The 20,077-nt window shown below is 60.6% G+C and carries 17 protein-coding genes, 1 tRNA gene and 1 pseudogene; 5 read left to right on the top strand and 14 right to left on the bottom strand.

Annotated elements, in window-relative coordinates; genetic code table 11:
- Window positions 1–3: 3 nt before the first annotated feature.
- On the top strand, window positions 4–921 hold the full coding sequence (locus DL240_RS04155; RefSeq protein WP_111728584.1) for an alpha/beta fold hydrolase: 918 nt from the start codon (window positions 4–6) through the stop codon (window positions 919–921).
- Window positions 922–972: 51 nt separating this feature from the next.
- Here DL240_RS04155 and DL240_RS04160 read toward each other — a convergent pair whose 3' ends face one another.
- Complete coding sequence (locus DL240_RS04160; protein ID WP_111728585.1) at window positions 973–1,908, bottom strand: double zinc ribbon and FHA domain-containing protein; 936 nt, start codon at window positions 1,906–1,908, stop codon at window positions 973–975.
- 218 nt (window positions 1,909–2,126) lie between these two features.
- Between DL240_RS04160 and DL240_RS04165 the strand changes: the two genes are divergently transcribed.
- Window positions 2,127–2,909: a hypothetical protein gene (locus DL240_RS04165; RefSeq protein WP_111728586.1), complete on the top strand. Its 783-nt coding sequence runs from the start codon at window positions 2,127–2,129 to the stop codon at window positions 2,907–2,909.
- Here the strand turns inward: DL240_RS04165 and sctV are convergent.
- From sctV to DL240_RS04225, 13 genes and pseudogenes are all read right to left on the bottom strand, one after another.
- The gene (gene sctV, locus DL240_RS04170) at window positions 2,903–5,011 is read right to left on the bottom strand and encodes a type III secretion system export apparatus subunit SctV (protein ID WP_199589729.1); all 2,109 of its coding nucleotides are present in this window, start codon (window positions 5,009–5,011) and stop codon (window positions 2,903–2,905) included. The two genes, DL240_RS04165 and sctV, sit on opposite strands and share 7 nt — an antisense overlap.
- 175 nt (window positions 5,012–5,186) lie before the next feature.
- Entirely contained in the window at window positions 5,187–6,377 is a 1,191-nt protein-coding gene (locus tag DL240_RS04175) for a hypothetical protein (protein WP_111728588.1), read from the bottom strand.
- Between the two features lie 300 nt (window positions 6,378–6,677).
- Window positions 6,678–7,796, bottom strand: coding sequence for a serine/threonine protein kinase (locus tag DL240_RS04180; protein ID WP_111728589.1), 1,119 nt, complete (start codon window positions 7,794–7,796; stop codon window positions 6,678–6,680).
- A 92-nt stretch (window positions 7,797–7,888) separates the two neighbouring features.
- Window positions 7,889–9,217 (bottom strand): RNA polymerase sigma factor RpoD, encoded by a 1,329-nt coding sequence (gene rpoD / locus DL240_RS20655; protein ID WP_430673502.1) that lies wholly within the window; start codon window positions 9,215–9,217, stop codon window positions 7,889–7,891.
- 47 nt (window positions 9,218–9,264) lie between these two features.
- Window positions 9,265–9,367 (bottom strand): annotated as a pseudogene (locus DL240_RS20930) (sigma-70 factor domain-containing protein); the annotation flags it as partial.
- A 522-nt stretch (window positions 9,368–9,889) separates the two neighbouring features.
- Window positions 9,890–10,633, bottom strand: a complete 744-nt coding sequence (locus DL240_RS04190; RefSeq protein WP_199589730.1) for a MerR family transcriptional regulator — start codon at window positions 10,631–10,633, stop codon at window positions 9,890–9,892.
- A gap of 61 nt (window positions 10,634–10,694) precedes the next feature.
- Window positions 10,695–10,976: an integration host factor subunit alpha gene (locus DL240_RS04195; protein ID WP_111728729.1), complete on the bottom strand. Its 282-nt coding sequence runs from the start codon at window positions 10,974–10,976 to the stop codon at window positions 10,695–10,697.
- 203 nt (window positions 10,977–11,179) lie between these two features.
- The gene (gene pheT / locus DL240_RS04200; protein ID WP_111728591.1) at window positions 11,180–13,660 is read right to left on the bottom strand and encodes a phenylalanine--tRNA ligase subunit beta; all 2,481 of its coding nucleotides are present in this window, start codon (window positions 13,658–13,660) and stop codon (window positions 11,180–11,182) included.
- Between the two features lie 54 nt (window positions 13,661–13,714).
- Window positions 13,715–14,746: a phenylalanine--tRNA ligase subunit alpha gene (pheS, locus tag DL240_RS04205; protein ID WP_111728592.1), complete on the bottom strand. Its 1,032-nt coding sequence runs from the start codon at window positions 14,744–14,746 to the stop codon at window positions 13,715–13,717.
- A gap of 172 nt (window positions 14,747–14,918) precedes the next feature.
- Window positions 14,919–15,275 carry a 50S ribosomal protein L20 gene (gene rplT / locus DL240_RS04210; RefSeq protein ID WP_111728593.1) on the bottom strand — a complete coding sequence of 119 codons (357 nt, stop codon included), beginning with the start codon at window positions 15,273–15,275 and terminating at the stop codon, window positions 14,919–14,921.
- Between the two features lie 63 nt (window positions 15,276–15,338).
- The gene (gene rpmI / locus DL240_RS04215) at window positions 15,339–15,536 is read right to left on the bottom strand and encodes a 50S ribosomal protein L35 (RefSeq protein WP_111728594.1); all 198 of its coding nucleotides are present in this window, start codon (window positions 15,534–15,536) and stop codon (window positions 15,339–15,341) included.
- Between the two features lie 207 nt (window positions 15,537–15,743).
- The gene (gene infC, locus DL240_RS04220; RefSeq protein ID WP_111728595.1) at window positions 15,744–16,268 is read right to left on the bottom strand and encodes a translation initiation factor IF-3; all 525 of its coding nucleotides are present in this window, start codon (window positions 16,266–16,268) and stop codon (window positions 15,744–15,746) included.
- A 176-nt stretch (window positions 16,269–16,444) separates the two neighbouring features.
- A tRNA-Val gene (locus tag DL240_RS04225) sits at window positions 16,445–16,516 on the bottom strand.
- A 298-nt stretch (window positions 16,517–16,814) separates the two neighbouring features.
- Here DL240_RS04225 and DL240_RS04230 point away from each other — a divergent pair.
- From DL240_RS04230 to DL240_RS04240, 3 genes are all read left to right on the top strand, one after another.
- Window positions 16,815–17,249 carry a DciA family protein gene (locus DL240_RS04230; protein WP_111728596.1) on the top strand — a complete coding sequence of 145 codons (435 nt, stop codon included), beginning with the start codon at window positions 16,815–16,817 and terminating at the stop codon, window positions 17,247–17,249.
- Between the two features lie 130 nt (window positions 17,250–17,379).
- Window positions 17,380–19,506: a DEAD/DEAH box helicase gene (locus DL240_RS04235; RefSeq protein WP_158542342.1), complete on the top strand. Its 2,127-nt coding sequence runs from the start codon at window positions 17,380–17,382 to the stop codon at window positions 19,504–19,506.
- A 27-nt stretch (window positions 19,507–19,533) separates the two neighbouring features.
- Complete coding sequence (locus DL240_RS04240; protein WP_111728598.1) at window positions 19,534–20,073, top strand: hypothetical protein; 540 nt, start codon at window positions 19,534–19,536, stop codon at window positions 20,071–20,073.
- The last annotated feature ends 4 nt before the right edge of the window (window positions 20,074–20,077 follow it).

The raw sequence follows: 20,077 nt of genomic DNA on the forward strand, positions 1-20,077 counted from the left end.
GCCTTGGAACGCAGCCATTACCTGACCGCCCCCGACGGCACCAAGATCTGGTACGGAACCGTGGGCCGCGGCCCGGCGCTCGTGCTCTGTGACGGACTGGCCTGTGACGGCTTCATCTGGCCCTACGTCATCGACCGTTTCATCGACGACTTCACAATCGTCCGCTGGCACTACCGGGGCCACGGGGCAAGCGGTGTCCCCGAAGATCCCGAATCGATCAGCCTGGACCAGATGTGCGACGACCTCGCCCTGGTCCTCGACGCCCTCGACATTGATCAGGCCATCCTCGCCGGCCACTCCATGGGGGTGCAGGTCATCCTCAACTTCTGTGAGGCCCGTCAGGAGCGGGTGCGCGCACTTATCCCTATCTGTGGCAGCTACAAGCACCCCCTGGATACCTTCCACGGATCCGACTTGATGCGCCGAATTCTCCCCTACCTGCGCCGCGCCGTAGATTCCGCGCCCCTGGCCATCCAGAAAACCTGGGAGACGCTACTCCCACGCCAGATCTGGTACAAGGTTGCGGTACAATCCGCCGAGGTCAACGGCCAGCTCCTGCGCCAGCAGGACTTTTTGCCCTACCTCGAACACGCCTCACGCATGGACCTGCACTTCTTCCTCTCCCTGCTCTCGGCGCTTTCCCTCCATTCTGCGGAAGAACTCCTGGCCGAAATCACGGCACCGACTCTGGTCATCGCTGGCGAAAACGACACCTTCACGCCGATGTTTCGATCCGTGGAGATGGCGGAGATGCTGCCCAACAGTAAACTCGTTGTCGTGCCCGAAGGGACCCACGTTGCCCCCCTGGAGATGCCCGAACTGGTCAACGAGGCGATCGAGAAGTTTTTGCACCGCCACGCGATGCTCACACTCACCCAGAGCGCAACGAGCCCGACGCAAATTGCGCCGAGCTCGCCCTAGTAGCGTTCGCCAGACGCCGCCCCTCCGCAAGGAGGGCGGCGCGCTTTTCGCTCAACCGATCTGCAGACGGAAGAGCTGCTGCCCCATCAAAATCAAATCTCCGTTGGACAGCTGGCGCTCCCCACGAACCTTAATGTACGTGCCGTTGCTACTCCCCAGGTCGCGCAGATAGACACGCTCCTGATCCTTATATATGCGCGCGTGCTTCCCCGAAACGAAGCCGTCGTCTCGGAAAAGGATCGTGCCAACCTCACGCCCCAGCGTCACCTCACTGGTGTGCACTTCAAAAGCCCGAGTCTCCACATCCGGCCCTCCAATCAGGGCAAGCCTTCCCCAGACGCCCCGTTCAGGACTCCCCTGACGCTCGACCTCCGGATCGCCATGCTTCGCCTCGGTCGGCAGCGCAGCCACATCCTCCGCTCGGTCAAAGCGCAGCAGCTCCTGCCCCACGCGAATTAAATCGCCGCTCTGCAATTCGACATCGTCACGGAGTCGCCAGAACACCCCGTTAATGCTGTCCAGATCGCGCAAGATCACGCGCCCGCTCTCATAACTCACCGATGCATGCTCCGGTGAGAGGAAGGGGTCATTAGCCAGCACCTCATGCTCGTTTTTACGGCCCAGCATGACCCCGCTGGTCGTCAGTTCAATCCGGGCCCCCTCAGACCCATCCGGACGAATCACAGTCAGCTCCCCCAGCCGGCGCGGACTCTCTTCAATTTCGGCACTTGAGGGGCGCGGCCCCCCCGTGTGCATGGTCTCACCAACCAGCGCATCTCCTGCCGAAGGCGTCTTAACCTGCTGATGAAGCGAGCCTCCACAAGCCCCGCAAAACTTAAAGCCTCCGGGAACCATTGCTCCACAGTGCGGACAGTCAACGGACTCCACCTTGGGCTCGGGCTTTGGCGCTTCCAACGCCGAACCGCACCCCAGACAGAACTTAAACTCGTCCTCGTTCTCCCGACCACAGCTCTTACAGATGATCACCAGCGGCTCCCTCGTCTCTCACAGCGGATTGGGCTCTGAATCAAGCCCGTTTTTTTAACAAGGAAGCAGCGCTCACGCAACCTGGCGACGCCCCACAACCTCGCGATCCCCCCCAATATTGCGGCGTTCACAAGTCCCATTGCGAGCATCACACGGCGTGCTACCTTTCGGAGGCTCAACTTATCCGACCCGCCCAATCGTCTCAGGGGAGAAGCCCGATGATGCTCACCCGTAAACTCCTGCTTCTTTTCTCGCTCGCCCTACTTACGCTGGCCTGCGCCAGCACCCCCGATGTGGGAGTTCGTCACGACTACCGAAGCGCCCGGGTGCGTAGCGTTGCGGTGGTCCCCTTCTACGCAGTCGGCACATTTGGGCTTGGCGACGACGAATTCGAACTCCTTCGTCTGACCTACCAGGCGCAGGCCATCGCCTGGCTCCAGAAAATGGGCTTTGAAGTCATGGAACCCGAAGCCCTTCAACATCACCTCAGTCACCACGAGCTCCGAGAGATCTTCGAGGAAGGCGTGCTCTTACGCTCCGCACTGACCTCCTATTTCGAACCCTCCAACGACGGACAAACTCCCGGCGTCGAGGTACTCACCCTGCGCACCCTGGCCAGACAAGAGGCCCTGCCCACCGATACCCTGCTCATTGGTCAAATCGTCTACCACAGCCGCGGCACTTGCAGACAAGCTCCCGACGCCTTTACCCCGTATGCCCGAACCTCCGCGACGGCTGATACTCCCGCCGGCTACCCGCGCCCCTGTGTCGTAAGCCACTTCCAGGCCAAACTCGTCGATATCCACACCGGTCACACCATGTGGTTTAACCGCATGCATCGCGAATCCTACGGCCGCCAGATCAACGAAGACCTCACGCTCCATAATATCACCCGGACTATCCAGGACACTCTGGGCGAGGGCTCCGGGCTTGAAGAGCTCATCGCCGCCCCACCCACGCTCCAGGTCAATGCCAGTACAGACGTCCCCGAGGCTCAATAACGCGAAATCTCAATGCGGCCCAGCGGCTGAATCGTCAACGCCGGGTCCAGCTCCTGGTAGGCAAGTACCACCGCGTTGGGGATCTCCATCGATACCAGGCGCTTGATGTAGCGCCGTACCCGCTGGTCGGTCAGCAAGATGGGCGCCCTAGCTCCCGCCACCTCACCCTTGACCCGGGCACGTACCGCCGCCTGGATCTCCTGAATCTCCTCGGGAGCCAGGGTCAGAAAGCTTCCGCGCTCCCCAATCCGAATCGCGCTGTGAATGATCTCCTCGATCTCCCGATCCACCACGTACACAAGGACGCTACCCTCTCCGCCCGAGTATTTATGGGTGATGTATGGGCTGAGTCCCGTCCGCACGTCCTCGGTCAACTTCACCGGATTCTTCTCCGCACGCGCACGATCAGCCAGAACCTCCAGAATGGTCGGCAAGTTGCGCAGTGAAATCCCCTCCTCGGCCAGGCGCTTCAAGATCTCGGTCAGTTCCTGCAAGCCGAGCTGGCGAGGCACAACCTCGGCGACCAACGCCGGATAGGGCCCTTCGAGTTGATCGAGCATGCCCCGGACGCTCTGCAACGTCACAAAACGATGTGCATGCTCCTTGATCTCGGCAGTCATCTTTAGCAGCACGTAATCTGCCAGGTCCCATACCTGATAGCCGGCCTCCTCCAGACGCGTACGCTCAGCCGCCGGCACCCAGCACGCCGGTTGGCCCGTCACCGGGTGGACTGCCTCCCGAGCTTCCACCCCGAAGACAGCAACCCCCTCCGGGTCATCGCCGACCATCACGTCTTCAAGCGGCATGGATGTACGAGCAACCGGCACCTCATCAAGCAAGACCCGTAGCTCGTTGCCACTCCCTCCGCTACTGCGCACCCGAACACCGGGCACCTTGACCCCCGTCTCAAAGAAGACCCCTTCCCGCATCGCGGGGATCATCTCCTGAAGCCAACGCTCCCGCTCCTCCCCCATCGCACTGGTCAGCGCCGCGCCCAATTCGACCGTCAAGGGGGCCACCGCCGGTACCATCGCCCGCGCCTGTCGTGCGCCTTGAGATGCCTGAGCCTCGATCGACTCCACATCCCGAGCCTCCTGCTCACTTAAGCCACCGCTCCCCGCTCTGGCTCGCTGAAGTGCGTAGGCAATCGTACCGGCCCCAAGCCCCAGAGCCAGGAAGGGCACCACAGGCAGCCCGGGAATCAAGGCAAGCCCTAACAACAAAGCCGCCGCAATGGCCAGCGCCTTAGGCTGATCCAACAGCTGCGAGAAGATGTCCCCCCCCAGGTGAGAGCCCTCATCCTCGCTGGCCACCCGAGTAACGATGATACCGGCCGTCGTCGCGATCAAAAGCGCCGGAATCTGACTGACCAACCCATCACCGATCGTCAGCAATGTGTACACCTGAGCCGCATCACCGGCGCTCATATCCAGCTGCATCACGCCAATGATCATACCGGCAACAATGTTGATCGCCGTCATAATGATCCCGGCAATCGCATCCCCCTTCACAAACTTCATCGCGCCGTCCATCGCCCCGTAGAGCTGGCTCTCGCGCTGCACCAACGAGCGCCGCCGTCGGGCTTCATCCAGATCAAACGCCCCGGCACGCAGGTCCGCATCGATCGACATCTGCTTGCCCGGCATCGCATCCAGCGTAAAACGCGCCGCCACCTCCGAAACCCGCTCCGAACCTTTGGCAATCACCAGGAACTGAATCAGCGTCAGAATCAAAAAGATCACCGCGCCCACCACAAAGTTCCCCTGTACAACAAACTCCCCGAACGCCGCGATCACCTCCCCGGCATCCGCGTTCAGCAAAATCAGGCGCGTCGATGAGACGTTGAGCGCCAGGCGAAAGAGCGTGGTGATCAGCAGGATGGAAGGAAAGGATGCAATCTTCAACGCGCTCGGGATGTACAGACTCACCATCAAGAGCGTCACCGCCAACGAGATATTCAACGCCAGCAAGAGATCGAGCACCAGCGTGGGCAGCGGCACGATCATCATCCCGATGATCCCCACCACCAATCCCGCCAGAAACACATCGCTGTAGCGCTTTAGCCACCGCTCCAGATCCACCATCGCCCTGCCCCTCGCCATAAGCATCCCTCGCCGAACGCACCACGCGTTCTGGCTCTCCCTCTATTGTCGAGTTCAAGCGCGGCGTTTTGCGTCCCCGGGCAAAAAAAAAACGCCTCCCCAAAAAGGGGAGGCGTTTTCAGGCTTTGTGCGAATAGAGGCCTACACCTTTATCCGCACGGTACCCTACTGCAGCTTACTCAAAGATGTTGACCCACTTCGCATCGCAGCTGCCGGTATCGGTATTGCAGATCTGATCCGTTTCGCACTGGTCGTCGTTTTCACAGCTGTTCACACAGAAACCATTGGTGTGACAAACCTGCCCTTCCTCACACGCGGTATCGGCGTTCTCCGGAGTACACTCCGCGAGGGTGCATGAGCCGATAGCATCCCCTCCCGGGTAGGTCAGCGTGGGCAGGCAGCCGTAGCCCTCATCAACGCCACGCGGGCACTCCGCCACGTCGGAGCAGGAGCGCATGCAGATGCCCGCCTGGGTATTTGCCGGGTCGGTGAAGCAAATGCCGGTGTCGCCGCCGCACAGACGATCGTATCGAAGCGTACCCGGCTCACCCGGAAGGCAGCTAGCAACGCACATTCCCTCGGGGAAGGTCGTTCCCTCGAACTCCGAGATACACTGACCGGTATAGGCCTCGGTCGAGCAGTCTTCGTCCGTCGCACAGGCTTCCGAAATCGGGTTGACCTCGCAACCACACTGGTCGAACACCTCACTACCGAAGTTGAAGAGATAGCTGTTGAGTTCGGTGCACACGAACATCTTGCCACCGACATCGTTACCACAGCCCTGACCGGCGATCTGCTCGGCCTGAGCTTCGATCTGCTCACAGGCCACTTCGTTGGCGGCGCGAGCCACGCACGAAGGCACGTACTCGACAACTTCCCCGGTGTCCGGGTCCTGCTGCGAGAGACCATTCATGCACAGTTCAATTTCAAACTCGCTGACCGTGATGGTCTGATTCGAACCATCCTCAAGCGCAACTGTCACCGTACCATTCGGATCGCACTGCTCATCAATGCACGCGCCGTACAACGCTTCGCAGTAAGAGGTGCAGGCCGTTTCGGCTTCACAGGCGCCGGGATCGGGATCGGGATCCGGATCCGGATTCGTATCGGTCGCTTCACGGCACACCGCGGTGTCACCCGACCCACGGCACTCCAGCCCTTCACCGCAGGGGTCAACGCCGTCCTCGCCCACCGAACACTTGGTGTAGCACTGCGCCGGCCCCTCGCCGATCAGCAGGTAGGCTTCGTTTTCACCGCACTTGCTTTCCTGCTCGCCTTCACCACATCCCACGCCAAACGCCATGAGCACCGTGGCCAGACCGGCCAAAATACCGCTGCGCAACATGTTCTTTTTGCTCGTCATCATTACCACTCTCTCCTCAAACCAAAACGGGTTGCGTTGCGTGCCTGTCTCGCCAGTCGCGACGTGCGCTTTCAGGGAAGCACATCAATGCAGGCACAAGGGCTCAGCCCTCCACCAAGGAGAGCATGGCCTACACGTCATTCTTAGTCAGAGCCGGGGATCTACGGAAATACGAAGCGACAACCTAATGTTGATTACGGGCAGCGCACCCGGGCCAGATCCTAAAGCTCGCCAGAAGCGTGCAGACCAGCTTACGAATATGCCTAGTTGTGTCAAGAACATGTCGCAGAGCGTCATACAGGCTCAGCGAAAGGGCATCAGCGCGTCTGCCGGACGCTGAGCAAAATGCTCGGGCTCGGCCCGTGATGCCTCTGACCCCATCTTCGAAACCGCGGCCTCCACGCACCGGCGCAACCAGGCTCCGATGCCCCGGCGCCTCGCCTGAATCTCGACCTCCTGAACGGCGCGCGACCACTCCGCCGTTACCTCGTTTTCGAGTGTGGGCAGCGGCGTCTCTGCCAACTGATATGCGCCCTGGAGCGCGCGTTCAATCGCGCCGATCATCTCGGCAGCAGACCCGAAGCGCGAATCCGGCTGCTTCTCAAGCGTGCGCATAATTACCGCTTCAAAGCCCCCGGAAAGTCCCGGATTGACCTGGCGCGGCCGCTGCGGCGCACGCCGAGCGTGAGCGTCCATAAGCTCTCGCACTTCCAGGCCCTCAAAAGGTCGCTGCCCGCAGGCGGCTTCGTAGAGCATCACCCCCAGACTATAAAGATCGCTGGCAAGACACACACCATCGGGGTCCACAACCTCCTCCGGCGAGATGTAGGCCGCGGTGCCCACGATTTTATTGCGTTCGGTTTCGCTGAGGGGCTCGTCAAGAAATCGCGCCACGCCAAAATCGATAATTTTCGAAGTATAGCGCCCCTCAATCTGGGTAATCATGACGTTGGCAGGTTTCATGTCACGATGCACCACTCCCTGGCGATGAGCGGCGGTGAGACCTCGGAGTACATCCACAAAGATACAACCCAGAGTAGCCTCATCGAGATACTCGCTATGCAGCGAACGAAAGCGCTCTAGCGTCACCCCATCGATGTACTCCATCACAAACGCCAGCGTGTCGTCCTCTTCGATAATTTCGAGGAAACGCGCCACATTGGGATGTTGCATCCGCATCATGATCCGCGCCTCCTGATAAAACTTCAGGCGCTTGGTCGGATCCGCAACAAGGTGAGGATGCAGAACTTTAATTGCCACCGGCTCGTAGCGATCGCGGCGGCGCGCTTTGTAGACGTAGCTGGTCGCCCCGCTACCGGCAAAACCTGTGATGATGTACGGCCCAAACTGCTGACCATAGCTCAGTGTTGCCTGCGGCTGCGCACACGCCGCCCCTGGTGAACGGCGGATTTGGCTGGTCATGACACCCTCCCTGGTACACGTGAACCCGGCTCCCTTCCCTGGGAGCCAGGCCCGAGTGTTACAGAGCCCACACAGGTGTCAAAAAAACCGACCTACCCCTCGTGGAAAGGCTTGAGCGCATCGGCTCGATTGGGGCCACGCAACTTCTCCAGCGCCTTGGCCTCGATCTGGCGAATGCGCTCACGGGTCAGGTTGAAGTCCTGACCGACCTCTTCCAGGGTGTGGTCGCTTTTCTCACCGATCCCAAAGCGCATGCGCAGAATCTTCTCTTCACGCGGCGTCAGCGTGGCCAAGAGCTCCAGGGTCTGCTCACGCAGGTTATGCGTTTCGGCCTCATCCATCGGACTGGGGGAGTTGATATCCTCGATGAAGTCGCTCAGCTGACTGTCCTCATCATCACCTACCGGCGTCTCCAGACTTACCGGGTGACGCGAGATCTTAATCGCCCGACGCACCGCCTCCACCGACATGTCCAGCTTCTCGGCGATCGCTTCGGCCTCCGGCTCCCTCCCGAGTTCTTGCTCCAGTTGACGAGACGTACGGATGATACGGTTGATCGTCTCAATCAAGTGCACCGGAATCCGAATGGTCCGGGCCTGATCCGCAATGGCCCGTGTGATCGCCTGGCGAATCCACCAGGTTGCGTAGGTCGAGAACTTATGACCGCGCTGATACTCAAACTTCTCGACCGCCCGCATCAAACCGATATTGCCCTCCTGGATCAGATCCAGAAAGTGCATCCCACGGTTGACATACTTTTTGGCGATCGAAACGACCAGGCGCAGGTTGGCCCGGATCATCTCGCTTTTGGCGCGTTCCGCGCGGCGCTCGCCACGCTCAATTTCCCGAACCATCGTACGCAATCGGAGCTGATCCATCCCCAGTTCGCGCTCAATGCCCTCGATGATCGCCACTGATTGCGCAAGCGCCTGATCCATCTCTACCGCGATCGCATCGTGGATGCGCTCTTTCTCAAAGTCCGGACGCTCCCCTCTTTTATAGAGTTCCCGCCAGGCATCCATACGTTCCCGACGTACACCGGCTCGCTGCGCGTACCGGTGAATTCGCCGCTCGCACCGATCGATGTTGTCGACCGCCGACTTAAAATTATCCACTAACTCATGAATGAAGCGCTGGGAGAGCAAACACCCCTCCACGGCCTGGATCATGCGCAGGTGCGCGCGCTCACGAGCCTTGACGGCCTTCTCGATCACCGCGTCGTCCTGCTCCTCCCTAGCCTTTTGCAGCGCCGCTTCCTTTCGCGCCAGGGCCTGATACGTCCGCCTTAACCGATCAAAGCGCTCAAAGACCTCCGGGGCCACCGGCGCATCACTATCTTCGCCCCCGGGTTCATACTCATCAAAGATCTCCCGCGCACGGCCGGTACCGGCACGCAGGCGTTCGGGAATCGCCAGGATCATCTCGATGGCGGCCGGAGTATTTACCAGCACCTCGAAGATGATGTCGCGACCGGCCTCGATCTCTTTGGCCACCGCAACCTCCCCCTCACGGGTGAGCAAACTTACCTGTCCGATACCCCGCAGATACATCTTGACCGGGTCGAGTTCTCGAAAGTCATCGGCACTCTGGGTGCGCTGGCGCTCGGTACGCTTCTGACGGCGTTTCCCGATGAAATCGTCTTTGGGTTCGGTCGTCATCGTCTCCCCACGCTTCGCTTTGGTGGCCTGCTCGAGATTGGTCATGATATCAGCCCTGGCGTTCGACAGACTCGGTTAAGCGCTGCTCCGAGGCCGAGGCAGCGCCCTACTCATGATGCACATCCCGTACCAACATCAGGCATTGAAATCCGGAAGCGAATTCGCTAGCCAGATCTGGCCTTTAGCGTCTCTTTCCAGCCCGGAGTATCGCAACGAAGCATCGGAGCACCCTTTTGCCAATCGGGGGTCTGCTACTCCACCTGCCTCAACCTCCTGAGGCTCGTTGTCCCCACTATGAATTCTTTTCATAGAGAGCAGGCACACACCGGCGCCTTACGCAGGCAACATCAAGCGCCACGCACTTCTTCCCCCCCTCGATGTCCTACGAGAGCGCCGACGCCCCGGGTTGGGGCGTCAGCTCATGGATTCGCAGGCTTAACGACGCACGCGATTTCGATCGGCCAGCACGGCAAGCGACTCAACTTCGCGTCGCATCTGGCTGAGCACACGACGGCGACGCTGAACCTGTTCCTCAGCGAGGCGCCGCTCCGCCTGGCGTACCTCGTCACGCTCCTCTTGAGCGCGACGCTCCTGCTCCAGTTCGGCACGTAACGCGGCAACCTCGCCTTCCAAACGCAACACCTCATCGGAATCGTCGGCACTCAAGGTCTGAGCCCGAAAGCGCGCCTCAGCGAGTTCACCGGCGAGCGCCTCGCGCTCCTGCTCCAGTGCCACGCGTAGCTCCGAGGCCTCTTGCAACTCCGTCTGTGTCGCCTCCCGAAACTTAAGGAGCTCGTGTTCGGCCTGGGCCAGCTCCTGGCGTGCATCCGTAAGCTGGGCCAGCAGCGCTTCGTCGCCACTGGCCGCACTACCTCCGGCGGCCTGCGCCACCGAACGGGCGCTGAGACCTCTCTCAAGCTGGCGTCGCGCCCCGGCGATGGTGAACATCTCCACGTAGAGCAGCTCCCGAATCTCAAGCAAGTGCTCAATGTCGTGGCGCTGATAGACTCGCTGCCCGCTCTTGGTCTTCTCCGGCTCCAGAGTATCGAACTCCGTCTCCCAGTAGCGCAGGACGTAGGGTTCGACTTCGAGCAGTTTGGCGACCTCGCCAATCTTAAAATAGGTCTTCTCGGGCAGCTCGATCATCGCCGGTGCGGTCTTATCGGAGGGATGGGTCATCGTGGGATGCTCTTCAAAGGTCAGTCAGTCGTCTACAAAGATCTGGCAGTGCATTCCCCGATCAACGCTTGCCGTTGATCGAGTCCTTTAGCACCTGACTGACCTTGAATCGCAGCACGCGACGCTCCGGGATCACGATTTCAATGCCCGTACGGGGATTGCGACCGACCCGCTGGCTCTTCTCGCGAACTTCGAACTTGCCAAAGCCGCTGACTTTGATTTCTTCCCCTTCTTCGAGGGTCTCCTTCATCACTTCAAAAATGGTGTCGACATAATCGGACGCCTCTTTCTTGGTGATCCCGACCTTCTCGTAGACCGAGTCGACAATGTCCGCTTTGGTAATAGTCATGCGCTTACAGCTCCTCAAATCGATGCTCATCAAAGCCCCCGGGCCGGCCGGGTTGTAGTCGGGGTTGGGTCGCCACGCAACCCTCCAAAAAGGAGCAGCGCGCGCGCCTGGGGTGTCCGCCTTCCCGGGACTCAAACATGCGAGACGGGGCCAGTCTAAAACATGGCCCCGTCTCCTGAAAAATGAAGTTTTGTGACTTATCGCAGACGCGCGCCCGCCCCTTCTGCCAGGGCCCCAAGGAGCGCGGCATCGGCCGCCTCGATCTCTGCTTCGGTGAGCGTACGATCGTCAGCCCGATAGGTCACTTTGATGGCCAGACTCCGCTTGCCTTCCGGAATCGGGCTGCCGGTGTAGATATCGAAAAGTGCCACGCTTCGGAAGAGCTCTCCAAAGACACCACCCTCGGCACGCAATTTCTCAATCACGTCTTCGATCGTTGCGTAGGCCACACCTTCATCAGCCACCAGCGCGAAGTCCCGCACCACGGCCGGAAAACGCGCCAGCGTACTGAACTCGCGACGCGGGGCGCCCTCCGCCACCAGCGCTTCCAGATCGATCTCGGCCACAAAGATAGCCTGGTCGCTGCCCTCTTTGCTGCTCACCGCGGGATGCAGCTGGCCGACAAACGCAACCGGCTGACGACCGACGCTCCAGACAGCTTGCACTCCCGGATGCAGGTACGATTCGCCGACTTCGGGCTTCATCCAGCAGGCATCACTGCTATCGAAAGCCTCGCCGAGCGCTTCCACCATCCCCTTGAGGTCGAAGAAGTCCCAGGTCGACTCCCCCGTCCAGTGCCTGCTCTTGCGCCCGGTCAACGCGATCCCCAGGGTGCGTCGCTCTTCGGTCATGAAGTAGCGGCGTCCGATCTCGAAAATCGCCACGTCGCTGCGACGCTGCGCCCGGTTGACCTTCAAGTTGTTAAGAAGACTCGGAATCAGCGTGGTACGCATCAGCGCCTGATCCTGCACCAGCGGATTGGCCACCCGTGGGGCAAGTTGACGGGAGTCGCCCTCATCCAGCCGCAGGCGATCGAGGTCATCCGCTCCCATGAAGCTGTAGTTGATCACCTCGCGCAACCCCTGCCCCAGCAGCAGATCGCGCACCCAACTCAACGCCCGACGCTCAGCGCGCGAGACAATGGTGCCACGCTCCGCCCCCTGCTGGAGCACGTGCGCGCGGCCCATCAATGCCTTGGGCATGGTCGCCTCGATCTTATCAAAACCATGCAGGCGGGCGATCTCCTCGACCAGATCGATGGAGCGCTCCAGATCTGGACGAAAGCTCGGCACCTCAAAACGCCAGGCCTTGTCGTCTTCCGCCACCACCTCCACACCGATGCTCTTGAGGTAGCCCTCGACCTGAGCGGATTCGATGGCGGTGCCCAAGACCTGGTTGGCGCGATCTTTCTTGAGTTCGATCGCCGCGGCCTTCGCCACGCCCGGACCTCCATCCAGAATACCCGCGCGCACGGTGGGCGCGTCGCCCTCCAGATGCGTCTGGGCCTGGACCAAGAGCGCCACGGCCTCGCGAAGGTTCTCCAGAATAGCTCCCGGATCGATGCCCCGCTCATAGCGATGACTCGACTCGGAGTGCAGCCCGTGGCGACGGGCGGTACGACGCACCGAACGCGGATCAAAATACGCGCATTCAAGCAGGATACGGCGAGTTGATTCAGTGACCTCGCTGTCGGCACCGCCCATGACGCCGGCAATCGCCAACGGGCGCCGGGCATCCGCGATCACGAGATCGCTCTCGTCGAGTTTGTACTCTTTATGATCGATCGCCTCGAGGCTCTCACCGGCCGCGGCACGACGAACGACGATTTGCTGTGACTCGATCTTATCCAGGTCAAAGGCGTGAAGCGGCTGCCCCAGATCCATGAGCACATAGTTGGTCACATCCACGATGTTGTTGACACTGCGCATGCCCAGGGCGCTCAAGCGTTGACGCAACCACAGCGGACTGGGGCCAACCTTGACGCCCTCCAGCACGGCTGCCGCGTAACGAGGACACCCCTCAACGTCAACGACCTGAAGGCTTGCCGCCTCCGATACCGCCCCGGTGTCTCCTTCCCACAGCGGCGCGGCAATCTGCATCTTTTCCGGACGAAGCTCACGCCCGTAGAGCGCTGCCACCTCCCGGGCCACCCCACGGTGGCTCAGGCAATCCGGGCGGTTGGGCGTCAGCCCGATGTGCAAGATCACATCCTTGAGCCCCAACGCCTCAAAGATTGGCTGGCCCACTTTCAGTGAGCGATCCAGGAGCATCAGCCCCTCACTTTCGCTGGCAAGATCGAGCTCTTCTTCACTGCAGAGCATCCCGGCCGAAGGAACACCCATGACTTTGCGTGCGCCGATCGAAAAATCGATCCCCGGAGGCTCAGCCCCGGGAAGCGCCACCGGTACGAAATCACCCGCCTGCATATTGGTGGCACCGCACACGATCTGACGTAACTCGTCCTCTCCCGCATCCACCTTGCACACCACCAGGCGGTCGGCCTTGGGATGCTCTTCGATGCTATCGATACGGCCGACCACGACCTTTTCCTGGCCTTCGCCGATGCGCTCGACCTCTTCGACCTCCAGCCCCGCCAGCGTCAGGCGCGTGGCGAGTTCGTCGGCGTCCAGGTCGTTGATCTCCACCCACTGATTGAGCCAGTTCAAGCTCACTTTCATGATCTACTCGTCGTTCAAAAGGTCTGCGATTGCCTCAACGTCACCCAATCCGGCTTAGAACTGCTCCAAAAAGCGCAGATCGTTCTCGTAGAAGAGACGGATGTCGTTGACCCCGAGCTTGAGCATGGCCACACGTTCCACGCCGAGCCCAAAGGCGAAGCCGCTGTAACGCTGCGGATCGATGCCCGATGCGCTCAACACGTTGGGATCGATCATTCCGGAGCCCAGAATCTCGATCCAACCGGAGTGGCTGCATACCCGGCAGCCCTCGCCGCGACAGAAAATGCATCCCACATCGACCTCGGCGCTGGGCTCGGTGAAGGGGAAGAAGCTCGGTCGCAACCGAATCGGCGTCCCTTCCCCGAAGCAGCGCTCGGCGAAATGCTGAAGTGTGCCCTTAAGATCCCCAAAGGTCACATGCTCATCCACCAGGAGGCCCTCAACCTGATGAAACACCGGACTGTGCGTAATATCGCTGTCACAGCGGTACACGCGCCCTGGCGAGATCACGCGAATCGGCAGCTCGTAGGACTGCATCGTGCGCACCTGCACCGGCGAGGTATGCGTGCGCAGCAGCCGCTCGTCGTCGAGCATAAAGGTATCTTGCATATCGCGCGCCGGGTGATCCGGCGGGAAGTTGAGCGCCTCGAAGTTAAAGTAGTCGCTCTCGATCTCGGGTCCCTCGGCAACTTCGAAACCCATCTCTTCAAAGATCGCGATGAGTTCCTGCTCGATCTGGCGCAGCGGGTGCCCCATGGAGGCCTGAAGCGGACGCGCCGGAAGCGTGATATCGACCGCTTCTTCGCGCATTTTGCGCTCAAGCTCCTGCTCGGCGATCGCCCGCATTCGAGCCTCAAACGCCCCCTCAATAGCTTGCTTGCAGGCATTCGAGGCCTGACCGGCCAGGCGCCGATCTTCGTGCGCCAGATCGCGCAGCACTTTCATCAAATCCTGAACCTGGCCTTTGCGCCCCAGATAACTGTTCTTGATCTGGATCGCATCTTCCCTTCGAGGGGCCTCGGCCAACGCCGCTACAGCCAGGGAGGCCAGCGCCTCGAGCTTATTGCTGAGCTCTTCCACGTTCATCGCGCCTTATCCTTTTGCTTCGGGGTGATCGATGTGGGTGATCGAAAGGCTCGACCCCCGACGGTCCACGCATGTCGACCGCCAAGAAAAAACAAACGCCCCGATCGTCTCATCCTGATTGATGATTCGAAACGGGGCGTCACTCAATGCACAGCGCCAGCTGGCGCCATACTTAGTTCGTCGCGTTCTTCGCCGCGGCGACCACTTGAGCGAACCCGGCCGCATCAAAGACGGCCATGTCGGCCAGGACCTTACGGTCGAGTTCGACACCGGCGTGCTTCAGGCCACCGATCAGCGCGCTGTAGCTCATGCCATTCTGACGAGCAGCGGCGTTGATACGCGCGATCCAGAGCCGGCGGAACTGACGCTTGCGCTGACGGCGGTCGCGGTACGCGTAGACCCAGGAGCGGTGCAGAGTTTCTTTGGCGTTCTTGAACAGACGGCGACGACCGCCGACGAAACCTTTGGCCGCGCGCAAGATCTTCTTGCGACGACGGCGGGCTTTAAATCCTCGTTTCACGCGGGGCATAACGATTCCTCTTAATGTTGGGGCAACCCAGTACTTCGCCAGGTTGAGCAGGTCGAAAGGTGATTAACCTTGGCCGATCAGCGCCTTAACGCGCGGCTCGTCAGCCGGGTGGATGTACCCGTCTTTACGAAGATGGCGCTTACGCTTGCTGCTCTTCTTGGTGAGGATGTGGGCGCGGAAACCGCGGCGGTACTTCACTTTACCGCTCTTGGTCTTCTTGAAGCGCTTGGCGGCTCCGCGATGCGTTTTCATTTTCGACATAACATTCTCCTGGACAGATGGTGCGCCGACCGCCGACGCACTCAAAAGCTCCCGTTGAAAGGGCGGACACTCCTACCTGATCGAATCTGTGCTGACAACTCTGTTCTGAATCGGGAGCGCCCTTCGTAACCGCAGTCGATCAAAAAATGCCGGCGCCAGCAAGGACGACCGGCACTTTTTAACGTTCGGTACGCAGAACGATGGCGCTTAACTCACGCTCACATTTCGAGGCGTAAGGAAGAGCGTCATATTGCGACCTTCCATTCGGGTGGTCTGCTCGACTTGAGCCGTGTCGGCGAGCTCCTCGGCCGCCCGCTGGAGCATCGTGCGCGCGATCTCGGGGTGGGTGATCTCGCGTCCCCGGAACATCACGGTCAGTTTGACCTTGTTGTTCTCTTCGAGGAAACGACGAGCCCGGCGCAACTTGGTCTGGAAATCATGCTCATCGGTCTTCGGCCGAAACTTCACCTCTTTAAGTTCCACGCGAGAAGACTTTTTGCGGGCCTCGGCCGAACGCTTCTTCTGCTGGTACTTAAATTTGCCGTAGTCCATGATCCGAACGACCGGCGGACGCGCTTGAGGCGCAACCTCCACCAGATCAAGCCCAAAGCTCTCAGCTTTCTCGAGTGCCTCATCGGAACTCATCAGGCCAAGCTGCTCGCCGTCGGGATCGATCACGCGCACTTCGGGCGCACGGATGCGACGATTAATCTTCGGTTCTTTATCCGCCATGGACCTCGATCAAAGCTCTAAGCGGGGGTTTATGGAAGCGCCGCCCCAAAAACCCCATCCACATACCAGAGCAGCCCCCTTACGCACGAAGCGAGGGGGCCGCCAGCCTGTTTTTCTCAGTTTTCATTTCGGCCCGAAGACCTTATTGCGGTCTTTTTTTTCGGTGTCGATTTGAGTAGGCGCGGGCGGGATTGAACCGCCGACCCCTTCCGTGTCAGGGAAGTGCTCTCCCACTGAGCTACGCGCCTTTGAGGGATTTATCTCTGTACTGCGTTGGCGTTGTGTTTCTCACCGCCTCAGCACGATTTGGGTTGTAGCCCTGGCCCCGGATTGTGTCAACCACATTTTGACATTTTTCCTCTCAAAAACGACCAAACACTCCAAAAAAACGACAAAACAAACACAACATCAACCACTTACACGACATTAAGACCTGCAAAAAACATTACGCCGGCCCCTTTCAGAAGTCTCCGGGCTGCGGAGCTTTGCCAACGAAGGTGAAGGGTATAATAAGGAGATCAGACCGAGTTCAGATGGAGATCATCAATGTGGGACGACATCCTCAAGCAAGCCGCGCGCGCCGGAAAGGAACGCGGTGAGTTGCCGAAACCAACCCGCGAGTTTCTTAAAAAGGTGTGGCCCACCATGGTGGGAGAAGAACTCACTCATCTGTGCGAGCCGCGCAGCCTCTTCGACGGCACCCTCACCGTCGCGGTCCGTCATCCGGCACTGGCCGACGAATGGCAACGCCGCCCCATGGCGTTGCTTCGACGCGTGCAGCGCTATGCTCCCTGGCCGGTGGAACGCCTGGCCATCGAACTTGATGAACGCTCCGGCCATCGCCACAGCCCTCCCCCTCCGCAGGTAGTGGAAGCGTTCGAACACGGGCACGCCCGAGTCATGGATGAGGACCTCGACGAGGGACTGAAATCGTTGATCGCGTCGATCGACCGGCTGCGCAAAGCACGTGACCAGGGCTAGCCGCCCCCCTGCTCACCTTGCGAGTGGGCCTGACATTAGGTAAGTGAGACGCGCGCCAGATCCCTTGAGGAGCTGGCGTCTGGCGCACTGGGCGCCCCCACTCCGGGTATTTTTGACGAGAATGAGGAACATGCTGACGACCGCTGAACACACCTTTGACGACTTTTACCTCAGCGATGAGATGCGCCGTGCGCTCGATGCGGTAGGCTACAAGCAGCCAACCCGTGCCCAGGTCGCCGCGATTCCTCTGATTCTGGCGGGCATCGACCTCATCCTGCAGTCCCAGACCGGCTCCGGCAAAACGGCGGCCTTTGGCATCCCCATCATCGAGATGCTTGAGCCCCAGCCCGGGCGCACGGATGTGCTGGTGCTCGCCCCAACCCGCGAACTGGCCCAACAGGTCTGCAACGAGTTTGAGCGTCTCGGGCAGTTTAAGCGCGTCAAGGCAACCGCGATTTACGGGGGTACGTCCTACGAGCGTCAGTACGAAGAGCTGGAGAAGTCTTCGATCGTCGTCGCCACTCCCGGTCGCCTCATCGACTTGTGTGAGCGCGGCAAAATCGATCTGAGTCAGCTCCGGTTGCTCTGCCTGGATGAGGCCGACGAAATGCTCTCCATGGGCTTTCGTGATGACATCGAAGCTATCATGGCCTTTTTGCCCGAGGAGCGTCAGAGCCTGCTCTTTTCGGCCACGATCACCGATGAGATTAAAGCCCTGGGCAACAAAACGCTCTTCTACCCGGAGAATGTCCTTCTCTCTTCGGACTCGGTGGCCTCGGTCGACGTCGCCCACTCCTACTACCCGGTACGCGGTGTGGGCCGCCCCCGCGACCTGCTCAAGGTTCTGGAGTACGAGGAACCCGATAGCGCGATCATCTTTGCCAACACCAAAGACGACACCTTCATGGTGACCTCGTTTTTGAAGCGCCACGGCTACCGGGCCGAGGTCCTCAACGGTGATCTCCCGCAGAAGGAACGCGAGAAGACCCTGGCTGCCCTGCGCCAGGGTAAGATTGACTACATCGTGGCCACCGACGTGGCCGCCCGCGGGATCGACATCTCCGATCTTAGCCACGTGATCAACTTCGTGCTCCCGGACTCCGCAGAAGTCTACATTCACCGCACCGGTCGTACCGGTCGTGCCGGCAAGAAGGGCAAGGCCATCAGCCTGATCGCTCCCAATGAGGTCGCGACCTTCTTCCAGGTGCGCAAGATGTACGCCGTCGATCTCCAAGAGCAGAGCCTGCCAACGCCGGTCGAGATCATGAAAGCTCGCCAGCGCCGTGGGCTTACGCGCATTGCCAACACGCTCTCCGAGCACACCGATCTGCCCTACGGGGCGCATATGGGCATCGCCGAGTTGCTCCTCCACGAGAGCCAGGAAGAGGGCGAACTCGACCCGGTCCGCACCATCGCCCGGCTGCTCGCCATCGCCGAGCGCGCCCAGCAGGGCCAGCCTGTCGCTGCGCCGGCAGAGGTCGAAATCGTCGAGCGAATCGCGCCGGTCTCCCAGCAGGCAGAAGCCATTGAGGCTCAGGAGGCCCCGATGGTTGAGCCGCCGGCCGCTAAGGCTCCCGAAGAGCCTGTCGTAACCCCCAAGAAGCCTGAAGCGCCGGCCGAGAAGAAGGTTGAAGCCACGCCGGAGAAGCCCCAAAAGGCCGAAGCGAAGGAACCCACGGAAGAGCCCGAGAAGCCGGTGGTGACCGCCGAGCCCGCGCCGGAAACCTCCGAAGACGAAGGCTCCAGAGGCCGCCGTCGCCGTCGTCGCGGCGCACGTCGTCGTTCCCGAGGCAGCCGCGCGTCGTCTGCGGCGCCCGAGACGGTGGAAGCTCCCGAGAAGGTCGAAGAGAAGACCGCAGAAAAAGTCGCACCCGAGCCCGAGCCTGCCGAAGAAGAGGCCCCGCGTCCTCGCCGCCAGCGTAGCCGCCGTCGCTCTCGCGCGGCGAGCGCCGAGAGCACGACTGCCCTCCCGGCTGCTCCGCCAGCGGCGGTGGCGGCACCGAAAGCTGCTGCCCCCTCCGATACCCGAAAGATGTATCTGAACCTGGGCAGCACCACCTTCGGCTCTGATCAAGACCTGATCACCATGCTATGCTACATGTCGGGCATGGACCCGGAGGACTTCGGTGAGCTTCAGATCGAGAACACCTACTCCTTCGTTCACGTGCGCCGGGAGTACTTCCGCGACGTAGTCGCGGCCCTCAACGGGCAGGTCTGGGAGGACCACAACGTAACCGCCGAGCCCGCCCGAAAATAACGTCATTCGTCGCGAAGAGGTCCGAGCATGCGCCCATCGATCACCGCCCTCCTGCTCTCCAGCGCTCTCCTTTGGGGGAGCGCCTGTCAGCCCGACGCTCCTTCGGTACCTACCGAGGAATTTCCGGTCGATGAGAATCTCCCGCCGGCCGTGGTGGATTTGCCGGCGCCTCCTCCGGCGAGTGCGTTCGAGATTCGCGAGAAGAACGACGACGACACCCTGCGAGTGGAAGGCCTTGTCGGGTATCGCGAGCGCTACCTGGATCAGGACGTCGTCGTGCGGGCGGTCGTCACTGAGATCAAGGGCGATTGCGATCCCGGGCGCGCTAAAAAACGCGGAGAGTTCTGTCCGCAACCCCACCTGATGATCCGCGACGACGCCGACGCGCGCCACGAGCTGATGGCGGTAGGCTACACCAACGACTTTCTCAAAAAGATTCGCCTCAAAGCCGGCGAGTCCTATGAGTTTAAAGGCACCTACCAGCTGATGGCGGATGGCTTTGTGTCCTCGGAGAACGGCCTGATCGAGCTCAAGGCCGTCGGCGAACACGAAGTACCGCAGAACTAAGCTT

Origin of the sequence: Lujinxingia litoralis (assembly GCF_003260125.1) — a bacterium.
Lineage (GTDB): Bacteria > Myxococcota_A > Bradymonadia > Bradymonadales > Bradymonadaceae > Lujinxingia > Lujinxingia litoralis.